The sequence below is a fragment of the Nonomuraea sp. NPDC052129 genome, from assembly GCF_040680095.1.
Taxonomy (GTDB): domain Bacteria; phylum Actinomycetota; class Actinomycetes; order Streptosporangiales; family Streptosporangiaceae; genus Nonomuraea.
In genome coordinates this window covers 1,692-25,897 of the sequence record NZ_JBFAVX010000041.1, presented here as the reverse complement: position 1 = coordinate 25,897, position 24,206 = coordinate 1,692, and the positions used below count along the sequence as shown (strand labels likewise).

Annotated in this window: 19 protein-coding genes and 1 tRNA gene; 10 read left to right on the top strand and 10 right to left on the bottom strand. The window is 69.3% G+C overall.

Going from position 1 to position 24,206, the window contains the following annotated elements; translation table 11 throughout:
- Positions 1-63: 63 nt before the first annotated feature.
- Together AB0L53_RS50985 and AB0L53_RS50980 are read left to right on the top strand one after the other, a co-directional pair.
- Positions 64-309 (top strand): type II toxin-antitoxin system VapB family antitoxin, encoded by a 246-nt coding sequence (locus AB0L53_RS50985; RefSeq protein WP_357651335.1) that lies wholly within the window; start codon positions 64-66, stop codon positions 307-309.
- Positions 306-722: a PIN domain nuclease gene (locus tag AB0L53_RS50980; RefSeq protein WP_364011619.1), complete on the top strand. Its 417-nt coding sequence runs from the start codon at positions 306-308 to the stop codon at positions 720-722. The genes AB0L53_RS50985 and AB0L53_RS50980 overlap by 4 nt, the downstream gene beginning before the upstream one ends.
- A gap of 10 nt (positions 723-732) precedes the next feature.
- On the opposite strand, the gene AB0L53_RS50975 is transcribed toward AB0L53_RS50980, so the two are convergent.
- The 7 genes from AB0L53_RS50975 to AB0L53_RS50945 all read right to left on the bottom strand — a co-directional run bounded on the left by AB0L53_RS50975 (position 733) and on the right by AB0L53_RS50945 (position 9,408).
- On the bottom strand, positions 733-1,908 hold the full coding sequence (locus tag AB0L53_RS50975) for a VWA-like domain-containing protein (protein ID WP_364011616.1): 1,176 nt from the start codon (positions 1,906-1,908) through the stop codon (positions 733-735).
- 3 nt (positions 1,909-1,911) lie between these two features.
- A complete protein-coding gene (locus AB0L53_RS50970) occupies positions 1,912-3,114 on the bottom strand; it encodes an AAA family ATPase (RefSeq protein ID WP_364011613.1) in 1,203 nt (400 codons plus the stop codon).
- 11 nt (positions 3,115-3,125) lie between these two features.
- Positions 3,126-4,850, bottom strand: a complete 1,725-nt coding sequence (locus tag AB0L53_RS50965; RefSeq protein WP_364011610.1) for an ankyrin repeat domain-containing protein — start codon at positions 4,848-4,850, stop codon at positions 3,126-3,128.
- Between the two features lie 2 nt (positions 4,851-4,852).
- On the bottom strand, positions 4,853-6,694 hold the full coding sequence (locus tag AB0L53_RS50960; protein WP_364011607.1) for a hypothetical protein: 1,842 nt from the start codon (positions 6,692-6,694) through the stop codon (positions 4,853-4,855).
- A complete protein-coding gene (locus AB0L53_RS50955) occupies positions 6,691-7,824 on the bottom strand; it encodes a gala protein (protein WP_364011605.1) in 1,134 nt (377 codons plus the stop codon). Before AB0L53_RS50955 ends, AB0L53_RS50960 begins: the two co-directional genes overlap by 4 nt.
- On the bottom strand, positions 7,824-9,302 hold the full coding sequence (locus tag AB0L53_RS50950; protein WP_364011602.1) for an SDR family NAD(P)-dependent oxidoreductase: 1,479 nt from the start codon (positions 9,300-9,302) through the stop codon (positions 7,824-7,826). Before AB0L53_RS50950 ends, AB0L53_RS50955 begins: the two co-directional genes overlap by 1 nt.
- A gap of 34 nt (positions 9,303-9,336) precedes the next feature.
- A tRNA-OTHER gene (locus AB0L53_RS50945) sits at positions 9,337-9,408 on the bottom strand.
- 113 nt (positions 9,409-9,521) lie between these two features.
- On the opposite strand from AB0L53_RS50945, the gene AB0L53_RS50940 reads away from it, so the two are divergent.
- Positions 9,522-11,183: an alpha-amylase family protein gene (locus AB0L53_RS50940; protein ID WP_364011599.1), complete on the top strand. Its 1,662-nt coding sequence runs from the start codon at positions 9,522-9,524 to the stop codon at positions 11,181-11,183.
- Positions 11,184-11,236: 53 nt separating this feature from the next.
- Positions 11,237-12,979, top strand: coding sequence for a 5'-nucleotidase C-terminal domain-containing protein (locus AB0L53_RS50935; RefSeq protein ID WP_364011596.1), 1,743 nt, complete (start codon positions 11,237-11,239; stop codon positions 12,977-12,979).
- A 93-nt stretch (positions 12,980-13,072) separates the two neighbouring features.
- Here AB0L53_RS50935 and sigJ read toward each other — a convergent pair whose 3' ends face one another.
- The gene (gene sigJ / locus AB0L53_RS50930) at positions 13,073-13,978 is read right to left on the bottom strand and encodes an RNA polymerase sigma factor SigJ (protein WP_364011593.1); all 906 of its coding nucleotides are present in this window, start codon (positions 13,976-13,978) and stop codon (positions 13,073-13,075) included.
- 205 nt (positions 13,979-14,183) lie between these two features.
- Between sigJ and AB0L53_RS50925 the strand changes: the two genes are divergently transcribed.
- The 3 genes from AB0L53_RS50925 to AB0L53_RS50915 all read left to right on the top strand — a co-directional run bounded on the left by AB0L53_RS50925 (position 14,184) and on the right by AB0L53_RS50915 (position 16,895).
- Entirely contained in the window at positions 14,184-14,777 is a 594-nt protein-coding gene (locus tag AB0L53_RS50925) for a dihydrofolate reductase family protein (RefSeq protein ID WP_364011590.1), read from the top strand.
- Positions 14,774-15,694 carry an NAD(P)-dependent oxidoreductase gene (locus AB0L53_RS50920; RefSeq protein ID WP_364011587.1) on the top strand — a complete coding sequence of 307 codons (921 nt, stop codon included), beginning with the start codon at positions 14,774-14,776 and terminating at the stop codon, positions 15,692-15,694. The genes AB0L53_RS50925 and AB0L53_RS50920 overlap by 4 nt, the downstream gene beginning before the upstream one ends.
- Positions 15,695-15,821: 127 nt before the next feature.
- Positions 15,822-16,895: an LUD domain-containing protein gene (locus AB0L53_RS50915; protein ID WP_364011585.1), complete on the top strand. Its 1,074-nt coding sequence runs from the start codon at positions 15,822-15,824 to the stop codon at positions 16,893-16,895.
- 65 nt (positions 16,896-16,960) lie between these two features.
- On the opposite strand, the gene AB0L53_RS50910 is transcribed toward AB0L53_RS50915, so the two are convergent.
- Both AB0L53_RS50910 and AB0L53_RS50905 read right to left on the bottom strand, forming a co-directional pair.
- Entirely contained in the window at positions 16,961-17,248 is a 288-nt protein-coding gene (locus AB0L53_RS50910; RefSeq protein ID WP_364011582.1) for a hypothetical protein, read from the bottom strand.
- Positions 17,245-17,631 carry a hypothetical protein gene (locus tag AB0L53_RS50905; protein ID WP_364011579.1) on the bottom strand — a complete coding sequence of 129 codons (387 nt, stop codon included), beginning with the start codon at positions 17,629-17,631 and terminating at the stop codon, positions 17,245-17,247. Before AB0L53_RS50905 ends, AB0L53_RS50910 begins: the two co-directional genes overlap by 4 nt.
- A 184-nt stretch (positions 17,632-17,815) precedes the next feature.
- On the opposite strand from AB0L53_RS50905, the gene AB0L53_RS50900 reads away from it, so the two are divergent.
- The 3 genes from AB0L53_RS50900 to AB0L53_RS50890 form a co-directional block, all read left to right on the top strand.
- Positions 17,816-19,063: a helix-turn-helix transcriptional regulator gene (locus AB0L53_RS50900; RefSeq protein ID WP_364011576.1), complete on the top strand. Its 1,248-nt coding sequence runs from the start codon at positions 17,816-17,818 to the stop codon at positions 19,061-19,063.
- An 802-nt stretch (positions 19,064-19,865) separates the two neighbouring features.
- A complete protein-coding gene (locus AB0L53_RS50895) occupies positions 19,866-20,120 on the top strand; it encodes a hypothetical protein (RefSeq protein WP_364011573.1) in 255 nt (84 codons plus the stop codon).
- Positions 20,121-20,430: 310 nt separating this feature from the next.
- Positions 20,431-24,206 (top strand): AAA family ATPase (locus AB0L53_RS50890; RefSeq protein WP_364011570.1); only part of this gene is annotated, 3,776 nt, incomplete at its 3' end.

The window sequence follows — 24,206 nt, the reverse complement described above, 5'->3', positions numbered from 1 at the left end:
ATCTATCTTCCTGCGTGTACGGTATCGTTTGGGGGGAAGGCTGGCTAACGGAAGGGTCCTGTCATGTCCCGAACTGTCATCGACCTCGATGACGAGATGGTGGCCGAGGCCATGCGCATCTACGGCTCAAAGACCAAAGCGAAGGCTGTGCGCATGGCCATGGAGGATGCCGTCAAGCGCCATCTCCGTCAGGAGCTCGCGAACGCGATCAAGAGCGGGGAGCTCGACCTCAGCGAGATCGTGGAGAACACCGGTCCCCGCAATGCCGACGGCACCCTTCAGCGCTCCACGCAACAAGGTGCTGCGTGACCGATTACCTCGTTGACAAATCGGCGCTCGCGCGCTGGGGCCATCCCTCCGTCGGCCGGGTTCTGGACGATTTCAGTGACCGGGGCGTCCTGGCCACCTGCGCGGCGGTGGAATGGGAGATGGTCTACAGCGCTCGCAACAAGCCGGACATGGCCCGTATCCGCTTCCTGCTGCGCGGCTTCAACTTTCTCTACTGCGGCGACGAGGTGTTCGAGCGCGTGCTCGAGGTTCAGGGCATCGCGTTGGAGCGTGGTTTTCACCGTGCCCTGTCCATGGCGGATCTCCTTATTGCCGCCACTGCCGAACGTCACCGGGCGACCGTGCTCCACTACGACGGTGACTTCGATATGGTCGCATCGATCACCGGACAGCCCACCCAGTGGGTCGTGCCCACAGGGACAGCGGACTGCTGATCTGGCCGGTTTATCCCGCAGGAATGTGGATTGCTTCGACCCAGGTGGGCGGGAGCGGCGGGTCCGCGCCGATGAGCGCGGCGATGAGGCGGGCCGACGACGGTGCGTCGGGCCACGGAGTGAAGCCATCGGTCAGCACGATCACGACGCCGACCCGTTCGGGCAGGGCGAGGGCCGCCCTGATGCCGACCCGCATGTCCGTGCCGCCCCCACCGGCGAGATTCACCTGCTGCGCGGACGTCACTCGAGCAGCGGTCTGTACGTCGGCGTCGCAGGCGAGCACCGTGACCCGATTACCGCCGACGCCGACCTCCCGCAGTACACCGGTGACCTCGGCAAGGGCCGCCGCGAGGTCGTCCTCGCCCATGGACCCCGAGGTGTCGATGACGATCGCGACGGCCGGCAGCGGGCGGCGCAGGCTCGGCAGCACGACGCCGCGCAGCGCGGCGGTGCGGCGGGACGGGCGGCGGTAGGTGTAGTCGACCGCCCCGGTGGCCCAGGCGACCGCCTCCCGTACGGCGCCCGCGAGAACGCGGCGCCAGTCGACCGTCGGTTCCAGGATCTGCTCCGCCCAGCGTTGCCAGCCGGCCGGGAGGTTGCCGCGGTTGCGCCGGTGGGCGCGCATCGCCTCGGCGGTATGTCGGCGCAGAGCCTCGACCTCGACCGTGCTGACGCCGCCCGGCCCGTGGTCACCGGTGATCTCCCAATCACCCGGTGAGCCGTGGGCGCCGGAGCCGCAGTCGGAGCAGACGGCGGACGGCGGCAACAGCGGGAGATACTCCTCGAACAGCCGTCCGGCCGTCAGCCCGAAGGTGCCGGGTTCCACCCGGCCTTCCGGCAGTGCCAGTCCGTCGGCGAGCAGGTCATCGTTGATCTCGCAGTCCTGGGCGACGTTCACGCGCAACCGGTCGCGCTGGTCGGTGGCCGGCAGCCGGTCCGTACGGCCGTGGTGGTCGCGCAGCACGTGAGAAACCTCATGGATCCATACGCCCGCGAGCTCGGGAACGGACGTCGCTGCGACGAACGCCGGTGACACGTAGCACCGCCAGTGCCGGTCGACGGCCATCGTCGGCACGCCGCTGGTCGGCACGACCGTCAGCGAGTAGAGCGCGGAGGCGAGGTACGGCCGGTCGCTCGCGGCACGGTAGCGCGCGGCGAGCAACTTGACCCGGTCGAATTCGGCCACGGGTCAGGAGGCGCTCGGCAGCGCGCCGGACAGCTGGAGCAGATCGAGGAACGCGTCGATGCCGCTCGGCACCGGCCAGTCGGTGTCGCGCATCGCCGCGAGATCCCCGGCGGCCCGGGCCGCGACGTCCGGTACGCCGGCGTCGACGGCCTTGGCCAGCACCGCCCAGCCGGCCTCCCAGCGTCGCCGCGTGAGGTCGCTCTGCACCGCTGAGACGATGGCCGTCAGGAAGGCGAGCTGCCGGTCGCCCCTCTCCGGTAGTGCGAAGGCGGCCGGATTGGCCAGAACGCGGTCCGGGTCGGGCAGGTCGAGCTGTTCGAGGTAGGCCAGCAGCTCCAGACCCGCGCCGTCGCCCACCGCGCCGATCACCGCGGCCGCGACCGCCTTCTGGTCGGAGCCGGCGGCGTACCCGACCGCCAGCAGGCGCAGCGCCATCTCCCAGGTACGCGGCGACGGCCAGGCGTGGCCCCGGCTCTCTGCGTCGCCGGGCAGGTGGTGGGCCAGACCGGGCCGTGCGGTGAGGAACCCGGAGACCACCCCGCGGGCGCGGGCCACCGCGCTGGGTACCCGGGCCGGGTCGATGAGCGGCAGAGGCACGGCCGGCCAGGTTCCAGCCATGCCTCGGGCGACCGTCCGCGGGTCGTGCGTCCACTGCAGGTGGACGAACCGGTTCGCCAGTGGCGGGCTGAGGTGCCAGCCGTCCGCGGCGCTGGACGGCGGGTTGGCGGCGGCGACCACACGGACCGTCTCCGGGAGCGGCAGGCTGCCGACCCGGCGTTCGAGGACGACCCGCAGCAGCGCCGCCTGGACGGCAGGGGGAGCGGAGGACAGCTCGTCGAAGAACACGACGCCGCGCCCGGCCGCGGTCAGCCGCACCGCCCAGTCCGGTGGGGCCATCGGCACCCCGGTGGTGGCCGGATCATCACCGATGATCGGGAGGCCGGCGAAGTCGGAGGGCTCGTGCACGCTCGCGATCACCGTCTCCAGCGGGACGCCGAGCCCGGCGGCCAGCTGCTGGAGGCCGGCGGACTTGCCGATCCCCGGCTCGCCCCACAACAGCACGGGGAGGTTCGCCGACACCGCGAGCGCCAGCGCCTCCAACTGCGGGTTCGCGGCCGGCTCCGTCCGCTGGGAGCCGAGCCGGCGGACCAGTTCGTCGGCCGCGGCCAGCGGGTCCGGTGTGAGGTTCTCATCGGTGATGGTCAATGTTCCTCGTCCTAACGGTCCCGGTCCAGCAGGAAGTCCAGGTCGGTGCGCTTGTAGAAGCGGATGAGCTGGGAGAGTGACTGGCCCATGTCGTCGGTGACGTCGGGGTTCGCTCCGGCGGCCAGCAGCGCCCGTACCAGCGCGGCGGAGCCGTTCTCCCCGACCGCTACGTGCAGCGCCGTGCGCCGGTTGTGGTCCACAGCTTCGAGGTCGACCTCGGCCGTCAGCAGGCGCGGCAGCAGGACCTCGTGGTCCAGGTGGATCAGCGCGTGCAGGAGCGTGCGGCGGCGACCGTCACGGAAGCGTGGGTCGACCCCGGCGTCGAGCAGCCTGAGGACTCCCGGCGTGTCGCCGTGCTGGGCCCGGCTGTACAGCTCCCGCTGCTGCTCCCGCAGGGCCTTCGGCAGCCGACCCTCGCCGGAGGACACTGTCTGCGCCACGGCGAAGCAGCCGGCGACCGCGCCGCCGAACGCCCGTATCGCCTGCTCTCGCCGCTGCTCGTCCGCGCTGTGCGGCACCCGCAGCGCGCCGTCCTGGAAGCACACCTCATGCCACTCACCGCGGCAGCGCACCCGAACCGGGGACGGGAGCCGCGGATCCGGCGGTCCGACCGGATCGGCGGGGTCCTCGCGCAGCGGGAAGAGCGCGTTCCGGACCAGAGGATGCAGCCGGTCCGGATCCGCGTCGCCATGCCGGAGCGCGTCGAGGTCCGGCAGCCGTCGCCAGCACGCCTCGGGCAGCACCGGGGTGCCGGAGATCTCCTTTGGGTCGATGATCCGGATCCGCAGTTCGCCGACCCACCTGCTGCTTTCGAGCAGCAGGGAGCTGCAGTAGGAATGCGGAATCTGGAAGCGACGTCCGAAGCCCTCGCGGATGAGCAGCCGGATCTCCGGCTCGAGCCTGGTCAGCGCCAGCGGGAGTTTCTCCAGGACAGGCAACGGATCGATCGGGCCCCAGCGGTGCTTGAGCGGTGACGGATCCAGCGCGACCCCCGCCCCGGCGAATGCCGCCTCGACCTCTCCTCGCTCATGCAGCAGGGTGACCCATTCGGCGCGGGTCGGCGGGTCGGCGGGACCGGGGTCGGTCGTGGGCAACTCCCCGGCGGCGCGCCGGGTCCCGTCCGCGTTGAAGAACGGCGGCCGGTCTCCGCCACCATGGCGTTCCAGCAGCGCGCCGGTGTGCCGTACATCCCACAGGTGCCGTGGCATGGGCCAGTCATGGAGGACGCGCCGACGATCGCGCGAGCTGACGGCATGGTCGATCCGGCCGAAGCACAGGAGCAGCCGCTGCGGGCCGTTCACCATCGTCGGCGTGGTGACGTACAGATACCGCGCGGCCTTGGCCGTACCCGGGTAACCGCACAATGTCACCGTCTGGTCGTTGCGGATCGTCGTACGTCCATACGGGACGCGCGGCAGATGCCAGCGCAGCAGGTCCGGTGCGAAATGGCGGAGGTCGTCCTCGACGGCGACCGCGACGGCGCCGCCATGCTCCCGGGCGATGTCGGCCAGGTCGAACGCGACATCGACGTTCGCGGCGGCGCAGGCGCCGCGCCAGTCTCCGTCGAGACGTCGCTCGGTGGCCCGCTCGATCATCCACCGGGGAACGGCGTGCCGCAGGATCCGCCGCCGGCTCGACGCCTCGTCCGGTGGGTACGACGGCGTGCGGCGCGGCGCTGCCTCGGGCGCGGGTGTGCCGGCCGTGGGGCCGGGGACTGGCGTGCTGACGGCGTTCACTGTTACTCGGCGAGTTCCGGATGCTCGAGTTCGATCCGATCCGCGATGAAGTCCAGGTCATCGCGATCGAGCAAGGTGAGCAGGCGGTGGAGCGAGATGGGCTCGCCGTGGATCTCGCCGGTCAGGTCGATCCGTGCCCCTGCGGTGAGCAGTGCGTGGACGAGCGCCACCGAACCGTCCCCGCAGATCGCGGAGAACAGCGGCGTGCGCTGGTCCTCGTCCCTGGCGTCGATGTCCAGGCCCACCGCCAGGAGCCGCCCGAGCAGACCATCATGGTCGAGGTGTGGCAACTGGTGGGCCGGCTCGCGCCTTGGACGGCCGTGCACCCTCGGATCGGCGCCGGAATCGAGCAGGTGCAGCATGTGGAGCAGGGTGCGTTGTCGGCCATCACGGACGCGTGGATCCACGCCGGCGTCCAGCAGCTGTAAGACTCCCGGGAGGTCGCCGTGCTGGGCCCGCGAGAATAGCTCCCCTCGCTGGTCGCGCAGGGCCTTGGGCAGCCGTCCGGTTCCGGACGTCCACGTGTGCCGTACGGCGAAGCATCCGGCGATCGCGCCCCCGAACGCCCGCATGGCGGCCTCCCGCTGCTGCTCCTCCGCACTGTGGGGGATGTGAAGGACGCCGTCACCGAAGGACACCTCGTGCCACTCGCCGCGGCAGCGGATCCGGGCCGGCTTCGGGAGTTCCGGCTCGGACGGCCCGGCAGGAACGCTGTGCACGGCGCGGCCGGGGAACAGGGCCTCGCGTACGAGCGGATGGAGCCGCTCCGGCGGATAGCCGTCCCGCAGCAGGTCAAGGTCGGGCAGGCGGCGCCAGCACGCTTCGGGGAGCACCGTGTCCGCGGGCTCCGTGCCCATCTCGAATTCGACGAATCGGACGCGCAGCCCCGCATCCGATCCGTCGGTCTCGAAGAGGACCGCCGCGTACTGCCGGTAGGGAAGCCAGAAACGGTCCGTTCCCGCTGAGGCCGCAAGGCGACGGATCTCCGCCTCCACCCGGGTCAAGGCAAGGGGCATCCGCGCGAGAACGTCGAGCGGATCAACGCGATTCACCCCGTAATAGGGTTCGACCTCAAGCGGCGCGGCGTCCAGATCGATGCCGGCGGCTGCGAACGCCGCTTCGACCTCGCCACGTTCGTGCAGCAGCGTGACCCACTCGGTGAGCGACGCCGGGTCGGCGCGGCCGGGGTCGGCCGTGGGAAGTTCTTCCGCCCCGCGCGGCGTGCCGTCGCTGTGGAAGAACGGCGCCCGAGCCTTGTCGCCGCCGCAGCGTTCACGCAGGTCGTCGGTATGGCGGACATCCCACAGGTGACGCGACGAGCTCCAGTTCTGGACGACGTCGCGCCAGAACGCGCAGTACGCCAAGTCGGTATCCAGATAGGTGTCCTGGTGGTGAACCGGCCCGACGTGCAGGTGCAGCCGCTGCGGGCCGTGGACCATCCAGCGAGGCGTCTGGAGGTACAGGTACGGGGCGTCTGAGGCCCCACCCAGCCGCCCTAGGACCATCAGCTGGTCGGGCACGATCGTCGTACGCCCGCGGTCCAGGCGGGGCAGGTGCCAGCGCAGCAGGTCCGGGGCGAAGTTGCACAGGTCGTCTTCGAGCGCCGTGGCGACGGCGTCGCCGTGCGCGTTCGCGATGTCGGCCAGGTCGAACGCGACATCGACGTTGGCGGCGGCGCAGGCGCCACGCCAGTCGCCGGCGAGCCGTCGTTCGGTCGCCTGATCGATCATCCACGAGGGCACCGCGTACCGCCGGATCCGCCGTAACCGGGACGCCTCGTGCGGCGGATACGAACGGGACGGCGTACGAGGTGGCAGACCGGCCGGTGGGAGCGCCGCGCTCACCGGTAGAGGCTCCCGATCGCGTGCAGGTCCGGATGGGTCCGGGCGGCGGGACGGAGCCGTGGCGCCAGCGCACGCTTCACCTGGCGGGGCACGCCGGGGCCGAACCCGACGTATTCCAGACGGGTGTCGTCGGGTACGGCGGCCAGCAGGGCCTTGGCGCCACGGCCGGTGATCCCGGTCCGGCGCAGCTCCAGCCGGCGCAGTGGGCTGCCGGGCAGAGCCGCGGCCAGCGCGGCCGCACCCGTGTCGCCGGTGACGTTCGCGGGTGCGCCGAGGCTCCGCTCCGATGGCGGACGTCCCAGGTCGAGTGCCTCGATGCCGCCGAGTGCGTCGGCCAGCGCGCGGGCGCCGTCGGGCCCGATGCCGTTGCCACCGAGGCCCAGGCGCACCGGCCGGGCGGGGTCGGCCGCCGCGGCGAGCGTGGCCGCACCGGCGTCGCCGAGGTGGTTCGCCGGAAGGTAGAGCTCGCGTACCCCGGCGTCCCGGATCAGCGCGGCCAGTAGGTCGCCGGACTCCGCGCCCAGCCCGTTGCCGCCCAGAAACAGCCGCTCGACCGGATTCGGCCGCTCGGTGAGCACGGCCAGCAGCGCCCGTAGCCCCTCCTGCGTGAGCCCGGTGTTGACCAGGTCGAGCGTGCGGATCGTGGTGTTCTGGCGCAGCATCGCGGCGAGGGCGAGGACTCCGTCGTCGCCCACCGGGTTCCGCTTGAGCCACACGGCGCGCACGGTGGTGTCCGTGGCCAGCCGACCGGCGAGCGCCTCGGCGCCCGCCGCTTCGATGCGGTTGCAGCCGAGGTAGAGAGTCTCCAAGCCGTGGCCGGGAACGAGCGCGTCGGCGATGGTCCGGGCGCCATCGTTGCCGATGGCGTTGGTGCCCAGCAGCAGATGCACGGCGTGCGGCGAGGCCACCGCGGCCGGGAGCAGCCGCGCCGCGCCAGCCGGGCCGAGGCCTTGCTTGCACAGGTCGACTCGGCCATCGGGCCGTACGGTGCCGAGCGGGAAGGTCTCGTCGGCCGCCACCCGGGTCGGTTCGGCCAGCCGGGCGACCAGCGGACCCAGGTCCGCCGGATCGGCCGGCGGCACGTCAACGTGCTCGATCGCGGGGCAGCGTACGGGCGTCGGCTCCATCATCACCAATCCACCGGTCGGTAGTCCTTCAAGAACAGGCCGGACACCCGGTTCCCGCCCACACCGCGCACGATCGGGTCGTAGACCCGGGCGGCGCCGTCGATGACATCCAGCGGCGGGCGGAATCCGGCCTCCCGCTGCGCGATCTTGTCCGGATGGGGGCGTTCGTCGGTGACCCAGCCAGTGTCGACGCTGTTCATGTAGATGCCCGAGGCCGCATAGTCCGCGGCGGCGGTGCGGGTCAGCATGTTCAGGGCGGCCTTGGCCATGTTGGTGTGCGGATGGCGGACGGTCTTCTGCTCCCGGGAAAAGCTGCCCTCCATCGCCGAGACCTGTACGACGTACCGGTCCGGCCACGGCGAGGCCTCGAGCAGACCGCGCAGCCGGGACGTCAGCAAGAACGGCGCGAAGGAGTTCACCAATTGGACCTCCAGCCACTCGGCCGGGTCCACCTCGTGCAGCCGGAGACTCCAGCTGTTGCGATCGCGCAGGTCCAGCGGCTGACCGGTCTCGTCCGTCCGCCCGGCGGGGAACAGCTCCTCCAGAGTGTCCCGCCGTGTGACGGCCTGCCCAGAGTCCGAAAGAGCCGCGATCGCCGGTGCGGGTACCGGCCGCGCGGCGACGGCGGGCGCGACCGTCCCCGATACGTCCGCCACGTCGATCCGCGCGGCCAGGCCGCTCAGCGGCGCGCACTCCGCCGCGCGCACCTCGCGGTGGTACGCGCCGGGTCGGCGGATCGTCTGGGCCGCATTGTTGACGAGGATGTCGAGATAACTGAAACGCCGCTGAACGGACTCCAGCAGACCCGCGACGGACGCCAGGTCGAGCAGGTCGACCCCGTGGACGTGTACCCGGTCCAGCCAGGCTTCGGCGTCGGGCACGGCCGCGAGCCGACGGGCGGCATCTCGCGGGAAGCGGGTGGTGACCAGGACGTCCGCGCCGTCGCGCAGCAGCTTCAGTGCCAGCTGGAAACCGATCTTCACCCGTCCCCCGGTCACGATCGCCCGGCGGCCACGTAGATCGCAGTGAGCGTGCCGGCGCGCCATGTTCTCCTCGGCGCAATCCGGGCACAGCAGGTGATATTCCGGATGCACCTGCTGGTAGGCGGACTTGCAGACGTAACAGCGTCGCGTGCCCACCAGCGGGCGCCGTGTCGGCGCGGACCGGTCACCCGACGGTTCCTGGGGGCCCGGCGGAACGAGCGCGGGGGATGGATCCTGCTCTCGATAGCGCGCTGTGGCCGCCGTGGCCTCGTGGTCGCGTCTCCTGCGCTCGGCGTGCCGCGACGCCTTTCGCGTCTTCTTCCCCGCCCGGTACAAGTGCGCCGCGGCCTCATGCACGGCCGCCCATTGAGGATCAGCCGGATCCGCGGCGCGTGCCTGGGCCAGCACCCGCAGGCAGGTCTCGACCTCAGCCGGGTTGGGGAGGGTTCCTGATTCGGGCGGCGGTGTGCCGGTCAAGTCAGGATCGACGACCGACACCCACACCCCCACCGATGACTTTCACGATTTGCGGCAAGGCTGGTCGGATTCGAACCGACGTCCTCCAACCTGCTGTAAGGCGCGACGACCTCTGCGCTACAGCCTTGCCGCTGGAGATCTTAGCGACATTCAATGGCCACTACGGGTGTATATGGATGAGAGCCGCGTTTCGGCACGCTGCTCTGAATGTGAGCGCCGCCGCTGGGTAGCGGTGGCGTCATGCGACTGACCTACACGTCTGATCTGTGGTGGAAAAATGCCGTTGTCTACTGTCTCGACGTTGAGACCTTCAAGGACGGCAACGACGACGGGGTCGGCGACTTCCGGGGGCTCACGCAGGAGATCGACTACCTGGCGGGGCTCGGGGTCACCTGTCTGTGGCTGATGCCGTTCTTCCCCACCCCCAACAGGGACGACGGCTACGACATCACCGACTTCTACGCCATCGACCCGAGACTCGGGACGCTGGGCGACTTCGTGGAGTTCATGCGGACCGCCAAGGATCGCGGCCTGCGGGTGATCGCGGACCTGGTCGTGAACCACACCTCAGACCAGCATCCCTGGTTCATCGAGTCGCGCTCCAGCAAGAAGTCGCCGAAGCGCGACTGGTACGTCTGGTCGGACAAGCCGGAACCCGACGATCCCAAGCAGGTGGTCTTCCCCGACAAGGAGGACAGCATCTGGCAGCTCGACACCTCCACCGGCCAGTACTACCTGCACAGCTTCTACCGCCACCAGCCCGACCTGAACGTCAGCAATCCCGAGGTCCGCGATGAGATCGCCCGGATCCTGGGCTTCTGGATGGAGCTCGGGCTGTCGGGGTTCAGGGTCGACGCCGTGCCGTTTCTCATCGAGAACGTCCACCCCCAACTGGCCGACCCGCACGAGTTCCTGGCGGACCTGCGCGCCTTCATGACCCGGCGCGAGGGCGCCTCGGTGCTGCTCGGCGAGGTCAACCTGCCCTACAAGGGCCTGCTCCCGTACTTCGGCGACGGGCTCGGCGACCAGCTCACCATGTGCTTCGACTTCATCGGCATGCAGCGCGCGTGGCTGTCGCTGGCGCGCGGCGAGGCCGGGGCGCTCGCCGAGGCGCTCAGCTCTCGTCCCAGACCGCCCAAGGACTGCCAGTGGGCGATGTTCCTCCGCAACCACGACGAGCTGACGCTGGACAAGCTCACGGACAAGGAGCGCCAGGAGATCTTCCAGGCGTTCGGCCCCGAGGAGGACATGCAGATCTACGGCCGTGGCCTGCGCAGACGCCTGCCGACCATGATGGGCGGGGACATGCGCCGCATCAAGATGGCCTACAGCCTGCTCTTCTCCCTCCCCGGCACCCCGGTCATGTTCTACGGCGAAGAGATCGGCATGGGCGAGAACCTCAAGGCGGAGGGCCGCATGGCCGTACGGACGCCGATGCAGTGGTCACCGGACGGCGGCTTCTCCCGCGGCACCCCCGAACGCGAGATGCCGGAGGCCGCCTTCGCGCCCGCTCGCATCAACGTGGCCGACCAGAAGCGGGACAATGACTCGTTGCTGCGCTGGTTCCAGCTGCTCATCGAGCGCTACCGGGAGTGCCCCGAGCTGGCCTGGGGCGACTGCACGGTGCTGGAGACGGCCGATCCGGCGATCCTGGCGCACCGCTCCGACGCCGACGGCGCCACGGTGGTGGCGATCCACAACCTCGGCGAGACCGCCCAGGACGTGGAGCTGAAGCTGGTGGGCCTGGAGACGCACACGCTCACGGACCTCCTGGTGGACGGGACACTGGAGGTCTCGGAGGAGGGCGTGGCCCGGCTGACGATGGACCCGCACGGCTGCCGTTGGCTGCGCGCCTCACCGAAGGAGATCCCCGCCGAGGACGCCTCGGTCAAGTCCCACTGACGTGACGAGGGGCCGTAATCCATGGGTTACTTGCCGCAATTAATGTCCACGCCATGCACACCATGAAGCTTGGGGCCGTCGCGCTGACCGCGCTGGCCCTGATGGGCGTACCCGCGAACGCGACCGGTGACAAGACCATAACCGTCACCGTGATGGGCACCTCCGACATCCACGGCAACGTCCTCAACTGGGACTACTACAAGGACGCGGCCTACGCCGACAGCGCCGGCAACAACGTCGGCCTGGCCAAGGTGTCGACGCTGGTCAACAAGGTGCGAGCGGAGCGCGGCGCCGGCCGGACGCTGCTGTTCGACTCGGGTGACACCATCCAGGGCACCCCGCTGGCGTACTACTACGCCAAGGTCGAGCCGATCACCAGGAATGGCCCGGTCCACCCGATGGCCAAGGCCATGAACGCCATCGGCTACGACGCCGTCACCCTGGGGAACCACGAGTTCAACTACGGCCTGCCCCTGCTGGCCACCTGGATCCACCAGATGAAGGCCCCGGTGCTCGGCGCGAACGCCGTCAGCGCGAAGACCGGCCGGCCCGCCTACCTGCCGTTCGTGATCAAGACCATGAACGTCAAGGGCGACAAGCCGGTCAAGGTGGGTGTGCTTGGCCTGACCAACCCGGGTGTCGCGATCTGGGACAAGGCGAATGTCGAGGGCAAACTCCGCTTCACCGACCTGGTGGCGTCGGCCAAGAAGTGGGTGCCGATCATCCGTGGCCTGGGCGCCGACGTGGTCGTGGTGACCGCGCACGCGGGCGACAACGGCATGTCGTCGTACGGCGGCGACCTGCCCGTGGAGAACGCCTCCGCGATGGTCGCGGAGCAGGTGCCGGGCATCGACGCGGTGCTGTTCGGGCACGCGCACAACGACGTGGCCCAGCGGTTCGTCACGAACCAGGCCACCGGCAAGCAGGTCCTGCTCACTGAACCGAGCAAGTGGGGCCAGCGCCTCAGCGTGATCGATTTCCAGCTCGCCAAACAGCGCGGCAGGTGGACGGTCACCGGCAAGTCCTCGGCCACGCTCAACACGAACACGGTCGCCGAGGACCCGAAGATCACCGCCCTGCTCAAGCCGCAGCACGACGCCACGGTCGGCTACGTCAACAAGGTCGTGGCCAAGTCGTCGGAGCAGCTCTCGGCCGCCGAGTCCCCCTACAAGGACACCCCGATCCTCGACTACATCCAGCAGGTCCAGGTCGAGACCGTCAAGCAGGCGCTGCCGGACAACCAGCTCCCGGTCCTGTCGATTGCCGCGCCGTTCAGCCGCACCGCCGTCTTCCCCGCCGGCGACATCCGGGTGCGTGACGTGGCCGGGCTGTACGTGTACGACAACACGCTGCTGGCCGTGAAGCTGACGGGCGCCCAGATCAAGGACTACCTGGAGTACTCCGCCAAGTACTTCAACCAGCTGGCTCCCGGCGACCCGGTGGACGTCGCCAAGCTCACGAACGCCGGCAACACGCCGGACTACAACTACGACCAGCTGTCGGGCGTGTCGTACGACATCGACATCGCCAAGCCGGTGGGCCAGCGGATCGCGAACCTCACCTACGAGGGGGCGCCGGTGCCGGCGGACAAGGAGTTCGTGGTCGCGATCAACAACTACCGGCAGTCGGGCGGCGGCGGGTTCCCGCACGTCGCGGGCGCGCCGGTCCTGTACAACGCCCAGGTGGAGATCCGCCAGGCGCTGATCGACTACGCGACCGCGAAGGGCACGATCAACCCGTCCGACTTCGCCGCCGCCAACTGGCGCCTGACGCGTGACGGCGCGCCGGTCTTCTGACGTACGGCTCTTCTGACGCACGGGCTCTTCTGACGTACGGCTCTTCTGATGTACGGCGAGCAGCGGACCGGCGGGCTGAGGCGTGAACGCGCCTCAGCCCGTCGTCCAGCGACGCAGTTTGTCGGGATTGCGGACCACCCAGATGCGCTTGATCCGGTCGTCCACGACCTCGAACGCGTACACCGTCACGGTGGTGCCGTTTTCCTGAGCCACCAGACCGGGCTGACCGTTGACCGTACGTTCCAGGAACGTCATGTTGCTCATCACCCGGCCGGCGAGCTCGATCCAGGCGTGCGCGATCCGCTCGCCGCCTTCGATGGGGTGCAGGAAGGTGACAGCAGAGCCGCCGCCGTCGGCGATCGCCGTGGCGTCGGGGTCGAGCAGGCCGATGAGGGCGTCGATGTCCTTGGCCTGCCATGCCTGCTTGAAGTCCCTGACGACGCCCGCGCGCTGGGCCGCCGGAGTCGCGGAAGGCCGCGCGGCCCGGATACGGCGGCGGGCCGAGGAGGCCAGCTGGCGACACGCCGCCGGAGTACGGCCCACGATCTCGGCCACCTCCGCGAAGGAGTGGCAGAAGACGTCGTGCAGGATGAACGCGACGCGCTCGGCCGGGGTCATCGACTCCAGTACGACCAGGAAGGCCAGGTTGACCGACTCATCCAGGGTGACCCGGTCGGCCGGGTCGACCATGGTGTCGCTCGTGACCCACTCCGTACGTTCGGGCAGCGGCTCGGGGAGCCATTCGCCCACGTAGGTCTCTCGCCGTGACCGGGCCGAGCCGAGCAGGTTGAGGCAGATGCGGCTGGTGACCGTGGTCAGCCAGGCACCGGGGGATTTGATGGCGTCCTGCTGCTGCCGGGTCATGGCGTACCAGCGGGTGTAGGTCTCTTGGACGGCATCCTCGGCCTCGGCCAGGGAGCCCAGGAGCCGGTACGCGACATTGATCAGCTGACGCCGCTCGCTCATGATCGCGCTCAGTCCCGGATCGGGTGTGGTCATGGTGTAGCCGGCTCCCTTGGTCGCATCTGCCCTCACCAGTTTCGACAAGACAGCGCACCGGAATGTGAGGTCGTGGTACGTGGCCGCCACGTGGTGCCCGCGTACCCGGCACGTGGCCGTCACGGATGTCCGGCGCCCCGCCTGATCGGCAGGCTTGATCCCACACCGATTCTTCGGCTCCCCCCAAGCCAGCGGAAGGAAAGACATGAGCAAGGTCATCAGCGCCCACGCCGTCTCGGTCGACGGCTACATCACCGGCCGCGACCCCGGCGCCGGACGCGGCCTCGGCGACGCGAACATGCTGTTCGACTGGTACTTCAACGGCGACACACCCAGCCAGACGTTCGACGGATTCAAACTCAGCGAGCCCAGCGCCCGCCTCTTCGACGACGCCGCCGCACGAGTGGGCGCGATCGTGGCCGGCCGCAACACCTACGACGACTCCGACCACTTCGGAGGCGGCAGCCCGCACCCGGCAGCCCCGCTGATCCTCCTCAGCCACCGACCGGCCCCGGAAATCACCGAGCGGCAGACCCTGATCACCACCGGCATCCAGGACGCGATCGCGATCGCCCGCCAGTTCGCCGATGGCAAGGACGTCGGTCTCATGGGCGGTGGCGTGCTGGCCGCCGCGCTGGAAGCGGGCCTCGTCGATGAGGTAATCCTCCACCAGGTGCCCATCCTGCTCGGCGCCGGCCGCCCCTTCTTCCAGGAGCTCCCGAAACACGTGCACCTCCGCCTGCTGGAGGCTATCCCGGCCCCCGGCGTGACCCACCTGCGCTACGAGGTGGCCCGATGATCCTCATCACCGGAGGGCTCGGCATGATCGGCGCCCACACCGCCCGCGCGCTCGCCGACCTCGGACACGAGGTCGTCGTCACCGCGCACCGCCGCACCGAGGTCCCCTCGTTCCTGGCCGGCCGGGTCGCCGTGGAATCCCTGGATGTCACCGACCGGGACGCCTTCCTCGCCCTCGCCGATCGCCACGAGATCAGCGACATCGTCCATCTCGCCGGGAGCATCCCCGGCAAGGACCCGGTGGGCTTCTTCCGTACGGACACGATCGGCCTGCTCAACGCGCTGGACGCGGCCCGCGCCTGGGGCGTGCGCAGGTTCGCCGTCGCCAGCAGCCTCGGCGTGTACATCGGCGCGGCCGAGACCCGCTGGCACGAGGAGCTCGCGCTGCCCACCGCGGACCTGCCACACCTGATCATCGCCTTCAAGAAGGCGGTCGAGCCGCTGACCACGCACAGCCTCCAGGGCAGCGGGGTCCAGCCGGTCGTGCTCCGGATCGGAAGCATCTGGGGACCGCTGATGGACCCGGAATCACCGTTCAACCCCATCCCGCCGTACATCAACGCCGCACTCCGCGGTGAACAGCCGCAGCCGCTGTACGCCGACGACGGCGGCGACAGCTGCTACGCACCCGACGCCGGGCGCGCCATCGCCCTGCTGATGACCACGGAAACCCTGCGGCACACCACCTACAACGTCTCCAGCGGCCGGCCGTTCACCAACCGCGAGCTCGTGGACGCCGTACGGACGATCACCCCCGGCCCACGGCCCGACCTCCTGCCCGGACGACGGAACGGCCCCGGAGACGACCCCTACCTCGACACCACCCGGCTCACCCACGACACCGGCTTCACCCCGGCCTTCGACGTCGCCACGGCGGTCGCCGACTACGTCGCCTGGCGCGCCGACAACCCCCGCTGAATGGGCACGCTCACCTGGTGCCGCAAGCGCCTCACATTCAGCGGGGTTGCGTTGTCGAACTGCTGAGACGAACACAAAACCCAGGAAGCCGACGTACACCGGCTTCGGGGCGACCAGGAGGAAACCGATGAGTGACTTTCAGGCCATCGCCGACCGCGTCGAGATCGAGGCGCTGCGCGCCGAGTTCACCGATGCGGCGATGATGCGCGACCGCGCCCGCCTCGCGTCCCTGTTCACCCACGATGGCGCGCTGCGGATGCCCAATATCCCCGCCGAGATGGTCGGCCGGGAGGAGATCCGCTCCGTGGGCGAGCAACTGCAGAGCCAGTGGGACTTCTTCGTGCAGAACACGCACCCGGGCATGATCCAGCTGGACGGCGACATGGCGACCGGCCGCGCCTACATGCAAGAGGTCGCACGTGCCCTCGACGGCCGCGAGGGGCTGAACTACGCCATCTACCACGACCGCTACCAGCGCACTGGTGAGGGCTGGAAGTTCAGCGAGCGGGTCTATGAGGTCAGATACCTCGACACCACCCCACTGGCAGGCTCAGCGCCCGGCACGGCCGAGGCGCCCGTTGACCCGCCGGCGCCGCTGTTCGCCGACCCGGCGTCTGAGCAGCGCCTGGAGCGGACGGCCGCCGCGCTGACCGCACACGGTTTCACCGTGGAAATCCTCGACGACGCCGCCGCCGCGCGTACCCGCGTCAAGGATCTGATCCCGGAGGGCGCCAGCGTGTTCACCGGGGCCAGCGAGACCCTCCGCCTGTCCGGCATCGATGAGGACATCAACACCAGCGGGCGATACAAGTCCGTCAAGGCAAGCAGCACGACCATGGACCGCGCCACCCAATTGGCCGAGATCTGGCGGATGATCGCCTGCCCCGACGTCATCGTGGGCAGCGTCGCCGCTGTGACCGAAACCGGATCCCTTGTGGCCGCCTCTGCCAGCGGAAGCCAGCTGGCCGGCTACTCGGGCGCCGCGCCCCGCGCGATCTGGATCGTCGGGGCCCAGAAGGTGGTCCCCGACCTGAGCACCGCGCTGCGGCGCGTCGAAAACCACTGCCTTCCGCTGGAGAACGAGCGCGCCATGAAGGCATATGGGCAGCCCAGCGCTCTGAACCGCGTTCTCATCCTCAACGCGGAACCCCACACAGGGCGCGGCACCGTCCTGCTGCTCCGCGAAGCCATCGGCTTCTGAACCGCCAGGAGTGGTCTAGCAGGCGTGACGGCGCCGTCCCTCCAGATTTCGCCGCCACGCCCGTTCTAGCGGGCTCTTCCGGACAGCAATCCCGTCCAGATCGCCCGAGCCTCATTGATCGGCCGGATAGAGCTCTCGTGTACTTCGTGTCTGCGGTCGCGTTGGATGGTCCGGCGAATGAACGCCTGCCCCGCGCTCTCACACAGCTCGTAGACCGTCGCCCGGCAGAAACAGGTCCAGGCCACCACGCGCGCCCGCGCCAGCACCGGGTACGGCGTGCGCCACTCCAGCCGCACATGATCGCGCTGAATCCTGGCCACGTGCGGACTCAGACACTCATCCAGCACAGTCACGACATGATCTCTACGATCAGGTCGACCACTTTTTCGGGGCACTCGCTCTTCACGATCTGAGGCTCCGGGTCGCTGGGCAGAGACACAAGGTAGGAGCCGGAACGCGGCCCCATGGCCACCGTGACGTCGAAACGGCCCTGGGGGCCGACGACGGCGAGTTCGGGCGGATACCGGTGCAGCCACGACCGAAGAGGCCGGTTGAGCCAGGTGGCCTCATCCGTGCGGTTGGTGAAGAGCCCGAGGCTGATCGTGTGATGGCGCCGGACACGGATTCCCCGCTCTGTGAGAAGCCGCTGAATGACAGCGAGAGCTCTGTCTTGGCTTTCCGCCGTAGTGTCGTCGACGGGGATCGGGGTGGTTCTAGAGTTGCCCATGGGTCGCACCTGTCCCAGTGTGTGATCAAGGGCCCGCCGGACGAGTTCGAGTCGTTTCGGCGGGTCCGATATTGCGGCGTTTCGCTAATCTCACGGCCCTGTTGTGCGGCTGCCGTCCAAGCATGTGTGATTGATATCCGAGCGAACGAGGGGTTGCCTGACCTGGGCAACGGGGCAACGGGAAGGGGCAACGGTGAGTTTTGGGGAACAACTCCGCCGATATCGCGAGCAACGTAATGTTTCGTTGTCGGGCCTTCATGCGGTGACCTACTTCTCCAAGAGCTATCTCAGTCGTGTTGAGCGCGGACTACGCAACCCGGAACGGCTACTCGCCGAACTCGCTGACGACGCTCTCGGAGCGGGCGGAAAACTTCTGGAGGCATGGGTCGGCGAATACGAGAATGCGCCGCCTATCCTGGAGACATGTTCGGGAGGTAATACCACGAAGCGACGTACGTTCATGAAGAGTGCGGCACTTGCCGCAGGCGTCGGGCTGACCGATGGGGTCGGGCAACCAGACCAGAGCGCAACAGCCGTGGCGCGTCTGCGCGATGCCTTGATCCCTCACGCTCCGACCTCGGCAGATGCCTTCACGCCCGCGTCGTTCGCTCGCGTCGTCACCCGGGCTCGCCGAGACTTCGCCGCCGCTCGCTATACCGACCTCGCCGACGGTCTTGCCGCGCTGATCCCCGTTGCCCGCAGCGTGTCCGACCCGGCTGACCTGGCGACAGCCGCACAGGTCTACCACCTGACGACCCGCACGCTGATCAAGCTGAGCGCTTCGCCGTACGCATGGATAGCCGCGCATCAAGGAGAGCAGGCGGCGCACGCCAGTGGTGATATTCGAGCCATCGGCGAAGCCCGCCGCGACCTGGTCAGTCTTTTCCACCGGGCCATGGACTATGGCAAAGCGCGTGACATCACGGCGAGCACGGCCGAGTTGCTGCGCCCGCAACTGCGTTCGGCTCCCACCCCCGCATGGGGCGCATATGGAGCGCTGATGTCCACAGGAGCCATTGCCGCAGCTCGCTTGGAAGACCGTGACAGCGCGCTCGGGATGTTGGCGGAGGCTGAAGAAGCCACTCGACACGCTGCCAAGCTCGCGCTCAGTCTTGGCCATGTGGTCACTTACAGGATGGGCGTATCAATCGTCCTTGGCGACGCGGGGATGGCCGTGGAGCACGCCAAGACCATCATCCCGGACGAGATTCCGACGTCGGAACGCCGCGCCAGCTATTACACGGGCATCGCCGAGGCGTACACACTGTGGGGGAAGACCGATCGCGCGGTACGTGCGCTCCTGATCGCCGAGAAGATCGCTCCTTCGGAGGTCAGCCGATCCGGCCCTCGACAGGTGATCACCGACCTGCTCCATCGAGACCGCCACAGCAAGCTTTCCGGTCTGCGGGCTCTCGCGCGTCGCTCAGGTGTACGCCTCTGAACCTCCTCTGCGACTTGCAGGGAAGGCCCTCCGCTCGGGTCCGACTCACCAGACGCAAAGTGGCTGTGAGTGGCCTGGACCGAACCCAGGGTCGCGCGCCGCGGCCGTTACTCAATGTGACCTGCGGCAACGTTCTACAACGGCTGTCAGGGCCCTGCCACTGGGTCGCCGGGCATGGTCTCAGCCGCCAGTGCTGTCCGAGCTACCTGAGTCACAGCCGATACCGTCCGCGCCAGGCATGGGGTACAGGCCGGCGTGATCCGTCGGACCGTGGTACGGCAGGTGGCGGCCCCGGCTCTGGGCCCGACGCCTGGGCACGGGGGCCTTACGGAATAGCAGTGACCACGCCGAACGGACAGCGATCGCCGCAACCGTGAGCAGCATCAGGGCTGCTACCGCCGTTGAGACAGTCATCGGCCCCCTCCTCATCCTCTATTGATCAGGTTAGCCAACCGCGAGGGCCGTGCCGGCGGGGGTTGGGGTCCACCCGCAAGAAGCCTGTACCGACCGGTAGCTCTGATCAGTCACAGATACTCTGCGTCTGATGACACGGACCCGAGCGGAGGGCCGAGGAACAAGAATCTGCGCATTCAGGCGAACCCAAGGGCTGAAACCATCCAGGATGCGGGAAGACCTCTCGCTTCAGTCTGAAAGGACCTTCAGATCGCATGAAATGAATCACCTGAGCCCGTCTTTCCTATGGCGCATGTGCTGTCTCCTGGTGTTGGCCGTCGCGATATCCATGGCGACCTCCATACGGGAGTTTCGGCCGCCTGAGCCACCCTTCAACGGGAGGATCGACATGGTCGAGGTGGAAGGACGTGTCCTCATCCTGCAAGCGGTTAGCTGGACGAACTCCACGGAATGCCTCAAGGCCGATAAAACTGAAGTGGCCGAGTCCAAGACGAGCGTGCGGGTCCGTGTGGTGCTTCGCGACGTCTGCCCGCGACGTGAGCGCACGCTACTGGAGAAGTGGCGGGACGAGTTGTGGCCGCGATCGTACATCGGTACCGGCGGAGTTGTTGTTGTGCCCGTCACCGATCGTTATCTGGGGTAGTCAAGCGAACTGGCTGGTCAGTCGCTTGAAGGTCTGTCAGGCACGTCAGGCACATAGGTGCGCAGCCAGGTTGCTCAGCCCTTGAATCTTTCGGTGGGTGTTTCGCGGCTCGTTCTCCGGGCGAGTCTGGACGCCCAGGCCCGCCGCCCGGCCGTAACGCCACGGATCCACCCCATTTGCGCTACGACATTTAGCTCATCGGCTCGTAAACCGCCTCCTCGGCGGTGATAGTGGGTGGGTGGGAGTTGAGGGGCCAGATGAACCGTCGGGGTTGATGCGGGCCGGGGTCCGGGCTCGGGTGGCGCGGTTGGTGGGGGGCACAGCTCGTCGGTGGACGCCGACGGCGCTGGTGGCGGTGCTGGCGGCAGGCGCGTTGGGGCCGGTGCTGGCGACGGCGGTCGGTGCCACCGGGATGGCGGTGGCCTGGGCCGGGGTGGCCGGTTCGGTCGGGGGCAACATTCTGACCGATGTGGTGAAGGCGGGCGTGGCCCGGCTGGACGATCGCGGGGTGAAGCCCTCCAGCGTCGAGTTGGAGGCCGAGCTGGAGCGGCGGATTGAGGAGATCCTGCTGGCCGGCGGGAAGCAGGCGGCCGGGTTACGCGCGGAGATCGCGCGGGTGTTGCGGCAGACCGAGGCGGTGGGGGCGGCGATCGAGGCGGCGGTCGCCAGTGGTGATCGTGAACTGCAGTCGCGGCTGGCCGCCGGGCTGGCGGAGGTGGGGGCGGAGTTCGGCGAGTTCGGCTTCGTGCTGGCGGAGTTGGGGGTGCAGCTGCGGCTGGTGCGTGATGCCGTCGATCGCCAGAGCGCGGATCTGCAGCTGTCGATGGGATTGCAGTATCGGCAGGCGACCGATCTGCGGCTGATGGCCGAGCAGGTGTCCTCCATCGAGCGGCGTACCCGGCTGCATGGTGAGGAGCCGGGAGCGGTAGCGGGGCTTCGCTGGCGCGATGGCTGCCCATATCGGGGCCTGGTGGCTTTTCATGAGGCTGATGCGGAGGTGTTCTATGGGCGGGAGATCGTCACCGCCCAGCTCGTCACCACGCTGTCGCGGCATCTGGCCGAGCCCGGGATTTTGGTGCTGACGGGCGCCTCCGGGGCGGGCAAGTCCTCGTTGCTGCGGGCGGGACTGATGCCGGCGATCAGTCGAGGCGAACTGACGGACGCGGCTCGTCACTGGCCCCGGCAGGTCATCGACCAGCCGACCCTGGCCCCACTCTCTCATCTGGCCACGTTACTGGCCCGGATGGCGGGCCTGGACGCCTTGACCGTTCTGCACGCTCTCACCCACTACCCCGAGCAAGCGCATCTGCTGGTCCGCCAGGCCGTCGAGACCGACGCGCGCCGGCGCGGCCTCAGCGACGAGGTTGTGGCGGACTGCCAGTTGGTGCTGGTCGTCGACCAGTTCGAGGAGGTCTTCACCCAACGCGGCGAACCGCACGAGCAGGCTGCCGCGGTGGCGGAGCGGACCGCATTCATCGCCGCGCTGCACGCGGCGGCCACCAACGTGTGCGGGCCGAACGACATGCCCGCCGCGCTGGTGGTGCTGGCGGTCCGCGGTGACTTCGTCGACCGCTGCGCCGAGCACCCCCCGCTCGCCTCCGCGCTGGCCCGGCCGTTCATCCTGGGCCCGATGAGCGAGATCGACCTGCGCTGCGTGATCACCGGCCCGGCCGACGCCGCCGGTCTCGATCTGGAACCGGGCCTCGCCGATACCATCTTGGCCGAACTGCGGGCCCCGGGCGGCGGTTATGAGGCGGGTGCGCTGCCGCTGTTGTCGCAGGCGCTGCTCACCATCTGGCAGCACCGCCAGGGCAACCGGCTCACCAACCGGGGTTACGCCCGTACCGGCGGTGTGCAGCATGCCGTCGCGACCAGCGCCGAGAGCGCCTACACCGCCCTCACCGCCACCGGTCAGGAGATCACCCGTCGGCTGTTTCACCAGCTGACGTTGGTCTCCCGCACCGGCGTCCTCACCCGCCGTACCATCACCCGCCACGACAGCCAGGCCCTTCACGGCGGCAGCCTCCATGCCGATACGTCATCGGCGCATGCTCCACCAGGCGTGATGACCGCTCCGGCTGCCGCTGATGAGGACGGGACGTCCTCAGTCACTGACGACGCTGGCAGAGCGGGCGATGATGTCGACCTGGTCGTGGAGTCCTTCGCCCGTCAGCGGCTCCTGGTCCTCGACGGGGAGTCGCTGCAGATCTCCCATGACATTCTGCTGGTGGCCTGGCCCCGGCTGCGTTCCTGGCTGGAGATCGATCTGACCGAGAACGCCCAGTACGGCCAGCTCCTCGAGGACGCCGACGAATGGGAGCAGCACGGCAGGAAGACGGCCTACCTGTATCGGGGGGAGCGCCTCACCGCTCTTGGGCAGGTCCTGGCCCGCTGGCAGAGCGATCCCCGCCGCTACCCGCCGCTACCCGCCATCCCGCGGGATTTCCTTCGCACCAGCGCCGGAGCCGAGAAGCAGGGCACCCGCCGCCGCCGAACCCTGCTGACCGTCCTGGTCATTCTCGTGATAGCGGCGGTGAGCGCAGCGGTCGTGGCCTATTCCGTCCAAGAGGCCAGGACCACCGAACGCGATGCCGCCCTCGCCCGCAGATTGGTAACGCAGAGCGAACTGACGGCCGCCGACCCGTCGCTGTCCGCGATGCTCGCGGCAACGGCTGAGAAGATCAGTTCCACCCCCGAAACCCGAGCCGGCATGCGTGCCGCCTTCAGGAACCCCGGACCAGCCATCCTCACCGGCCACACCCGCCCGGTGCTGTCGGTGGCGTTCAGCCCCGACGGCACGGTCCTGGCCTCCGGCACCGGCGACACCGACAACGACGGGACAGTGCGGCTGTGGGACGTGCGCTCCCGCAAACTGCTCGGCGCCCCCCTCACCGGCCACACCAGCCCGGTGTCGTCGGTGGCGTTCAGCCCCGACGGTACGATCCTGGCCTCCGGCAGCGGCGACGATACGGTGCGGCTGTGGGACGTGCGCTCGCATAAGCCGCTCGGCACCCCCCTCACCGGCCACACCGGCGGCGTGTCGTCGGTGGCGTTCAACCCGCACGGCACGATCCTGGCCTCCGGCAGCGGCAACAGCGACGGCGGCGACGCGACAGTGCGGCTGTGGGACGTGCGCTCCCGCAGGCCGCTCGGCGCCCCCCTCACCCGCCACACCGCCCCGGTGTCGTCGGTGGCGTTCAACCCCGACGGCACGATCCTGGCCTTCGGCAGCACCGACGATACGGTGCGGCTGTGGGACGTGCGCTCCCGCAGGCCGCTCGGCGCCCCTCTCACCGGCCACACCGCCCCGGTGGAGTCGGTGGCATTCAGCCCGGACGGCACGATCCTGGCCTCCGGCAGCAGCGGCACCGACACTACGGTGCGGCTGTGGGACGTGCGCTCGCATAAGCCGCTCGGCACCCCCCTCACCGGCCACACCAGCGGGGTACGGTCGGTGGCGTTCAGCCCGGACGGCACGATCCTGGCCTCCGGCAGCGTCGACACTACGGTGCGGTTGTGGGATGTGCGCTCGCATAAGCCGCTCGGCGCTCCCTTCACCGGCCACACCGGCAGCGTGTCGTCGGTGGCGTTCAGCCCGGACAGCGCGGTCGTGGCCTCCGGCAGCGGCGACGCTATGGTGCGGTTGTGGGATGTGCGCTCCCGTAGGCCGCTCGGCGCTCCCCTCACCGGCCACACCGCCCCGGTGGAGTCGGTGGCGTTCAACCCGGACGGCACAGTCCTGGCCTCCGGCGGCGACGACGGGACGGTGCGGTTGTGGGACGTGCGCTCGCATAAGCCGCTCGGCGCCCCCCTCACCGGCCACACCGGCGGCGTGTCGTCGGTGGCGTTCAGCCCGGACGGCACGATCCTGGCCTCCGGCAACACCGACGGCAGCGACGGGACGGTGCGGTTGTGGGACGTGGCCTCCCGTAGGCCGCTCGGCGCCCCCCTCACCGGCCACACCGGCGGCGTGTCGTCGGTGGCGTTCAACCCGGACGGCACGATCCTGGCCTCCGGCAACACCGACGGCAGCGACGGGACGGTGCGGTTGTGGGACGTGGCCTCCCGTAGGCCGCTCGGCGCCCG

What these genes read in the sequence shown, in the direction of transcription:
- AB0L53_RS50940 (WP_364011599.1), top strand. Translation starts at nt 9,522, where the DNA reads ATGCGACTGACCTACACGTCTGATCTGTGGTGGAAAAATGCCGTTGTC.
- AB0L53_RS50915 (WP_364011585.1), top strand. Translation starts at nt 15,822, where the DNA reads ATGAGTGACTTTCAGGCCATCGCCGACCGCGTCGAGATCGAGGCGCTG.
- AB0L53_RS50955 (WP_364011605.1), bottom strand. Translation starts at nt 7,824, where the DNA reads ATGATGGAGCCGACGCCCGTACGCTGCCCCGCGATCGAGCACGTTGAC.
- AB0L53_RS50895 (WP_364011573.1), top strand. Translation starts at nt 19,866, where the DNA reads ATGGTCGAGGTGGAAGGACGTGTCCTCATCCTGCAAGCGGTTAGCTGG.
- sigJ (WP_364011593.1), bottom strand. Translation starts at nt 13,978, where the DNA reads ATGACCACACCCGATCCGGGACTGAGCGCGATCATGAGCGAGCGGCGT.
- AB0L53_RS50935 (WP_364011596.1), top strand. Translation starts at nt 11,237, where the DNA reads ATGCACACCATGAAGCTTGGGGCCGTCGCGCTGACCGCGCTGGCCCTG.
- AB0L53_RS50920 (WP_364011587.1), top strand. Translation starts at nt 14,774, where the DNA reads ATGATCCTCATCACCGGAGGGCTCGGCATGATCGGCGCCCACACCGCC.
- AB0L53_RS50985 (WP_357651335.1), top strand. Translation starts at nt 64, where the DNA reads ATGTCCCGAACTGTCATCGACCTCGATGACGAGATGGTGGCCGAGGCC.
- AB0L53_RS50925 (WP_364011590.1), top strand. Translation starts at nt 14,184, where the DNA reads ATGAGCAAGGTCATCAGCGCCCACGCCGTCTCGGTCGACGGCTACATC.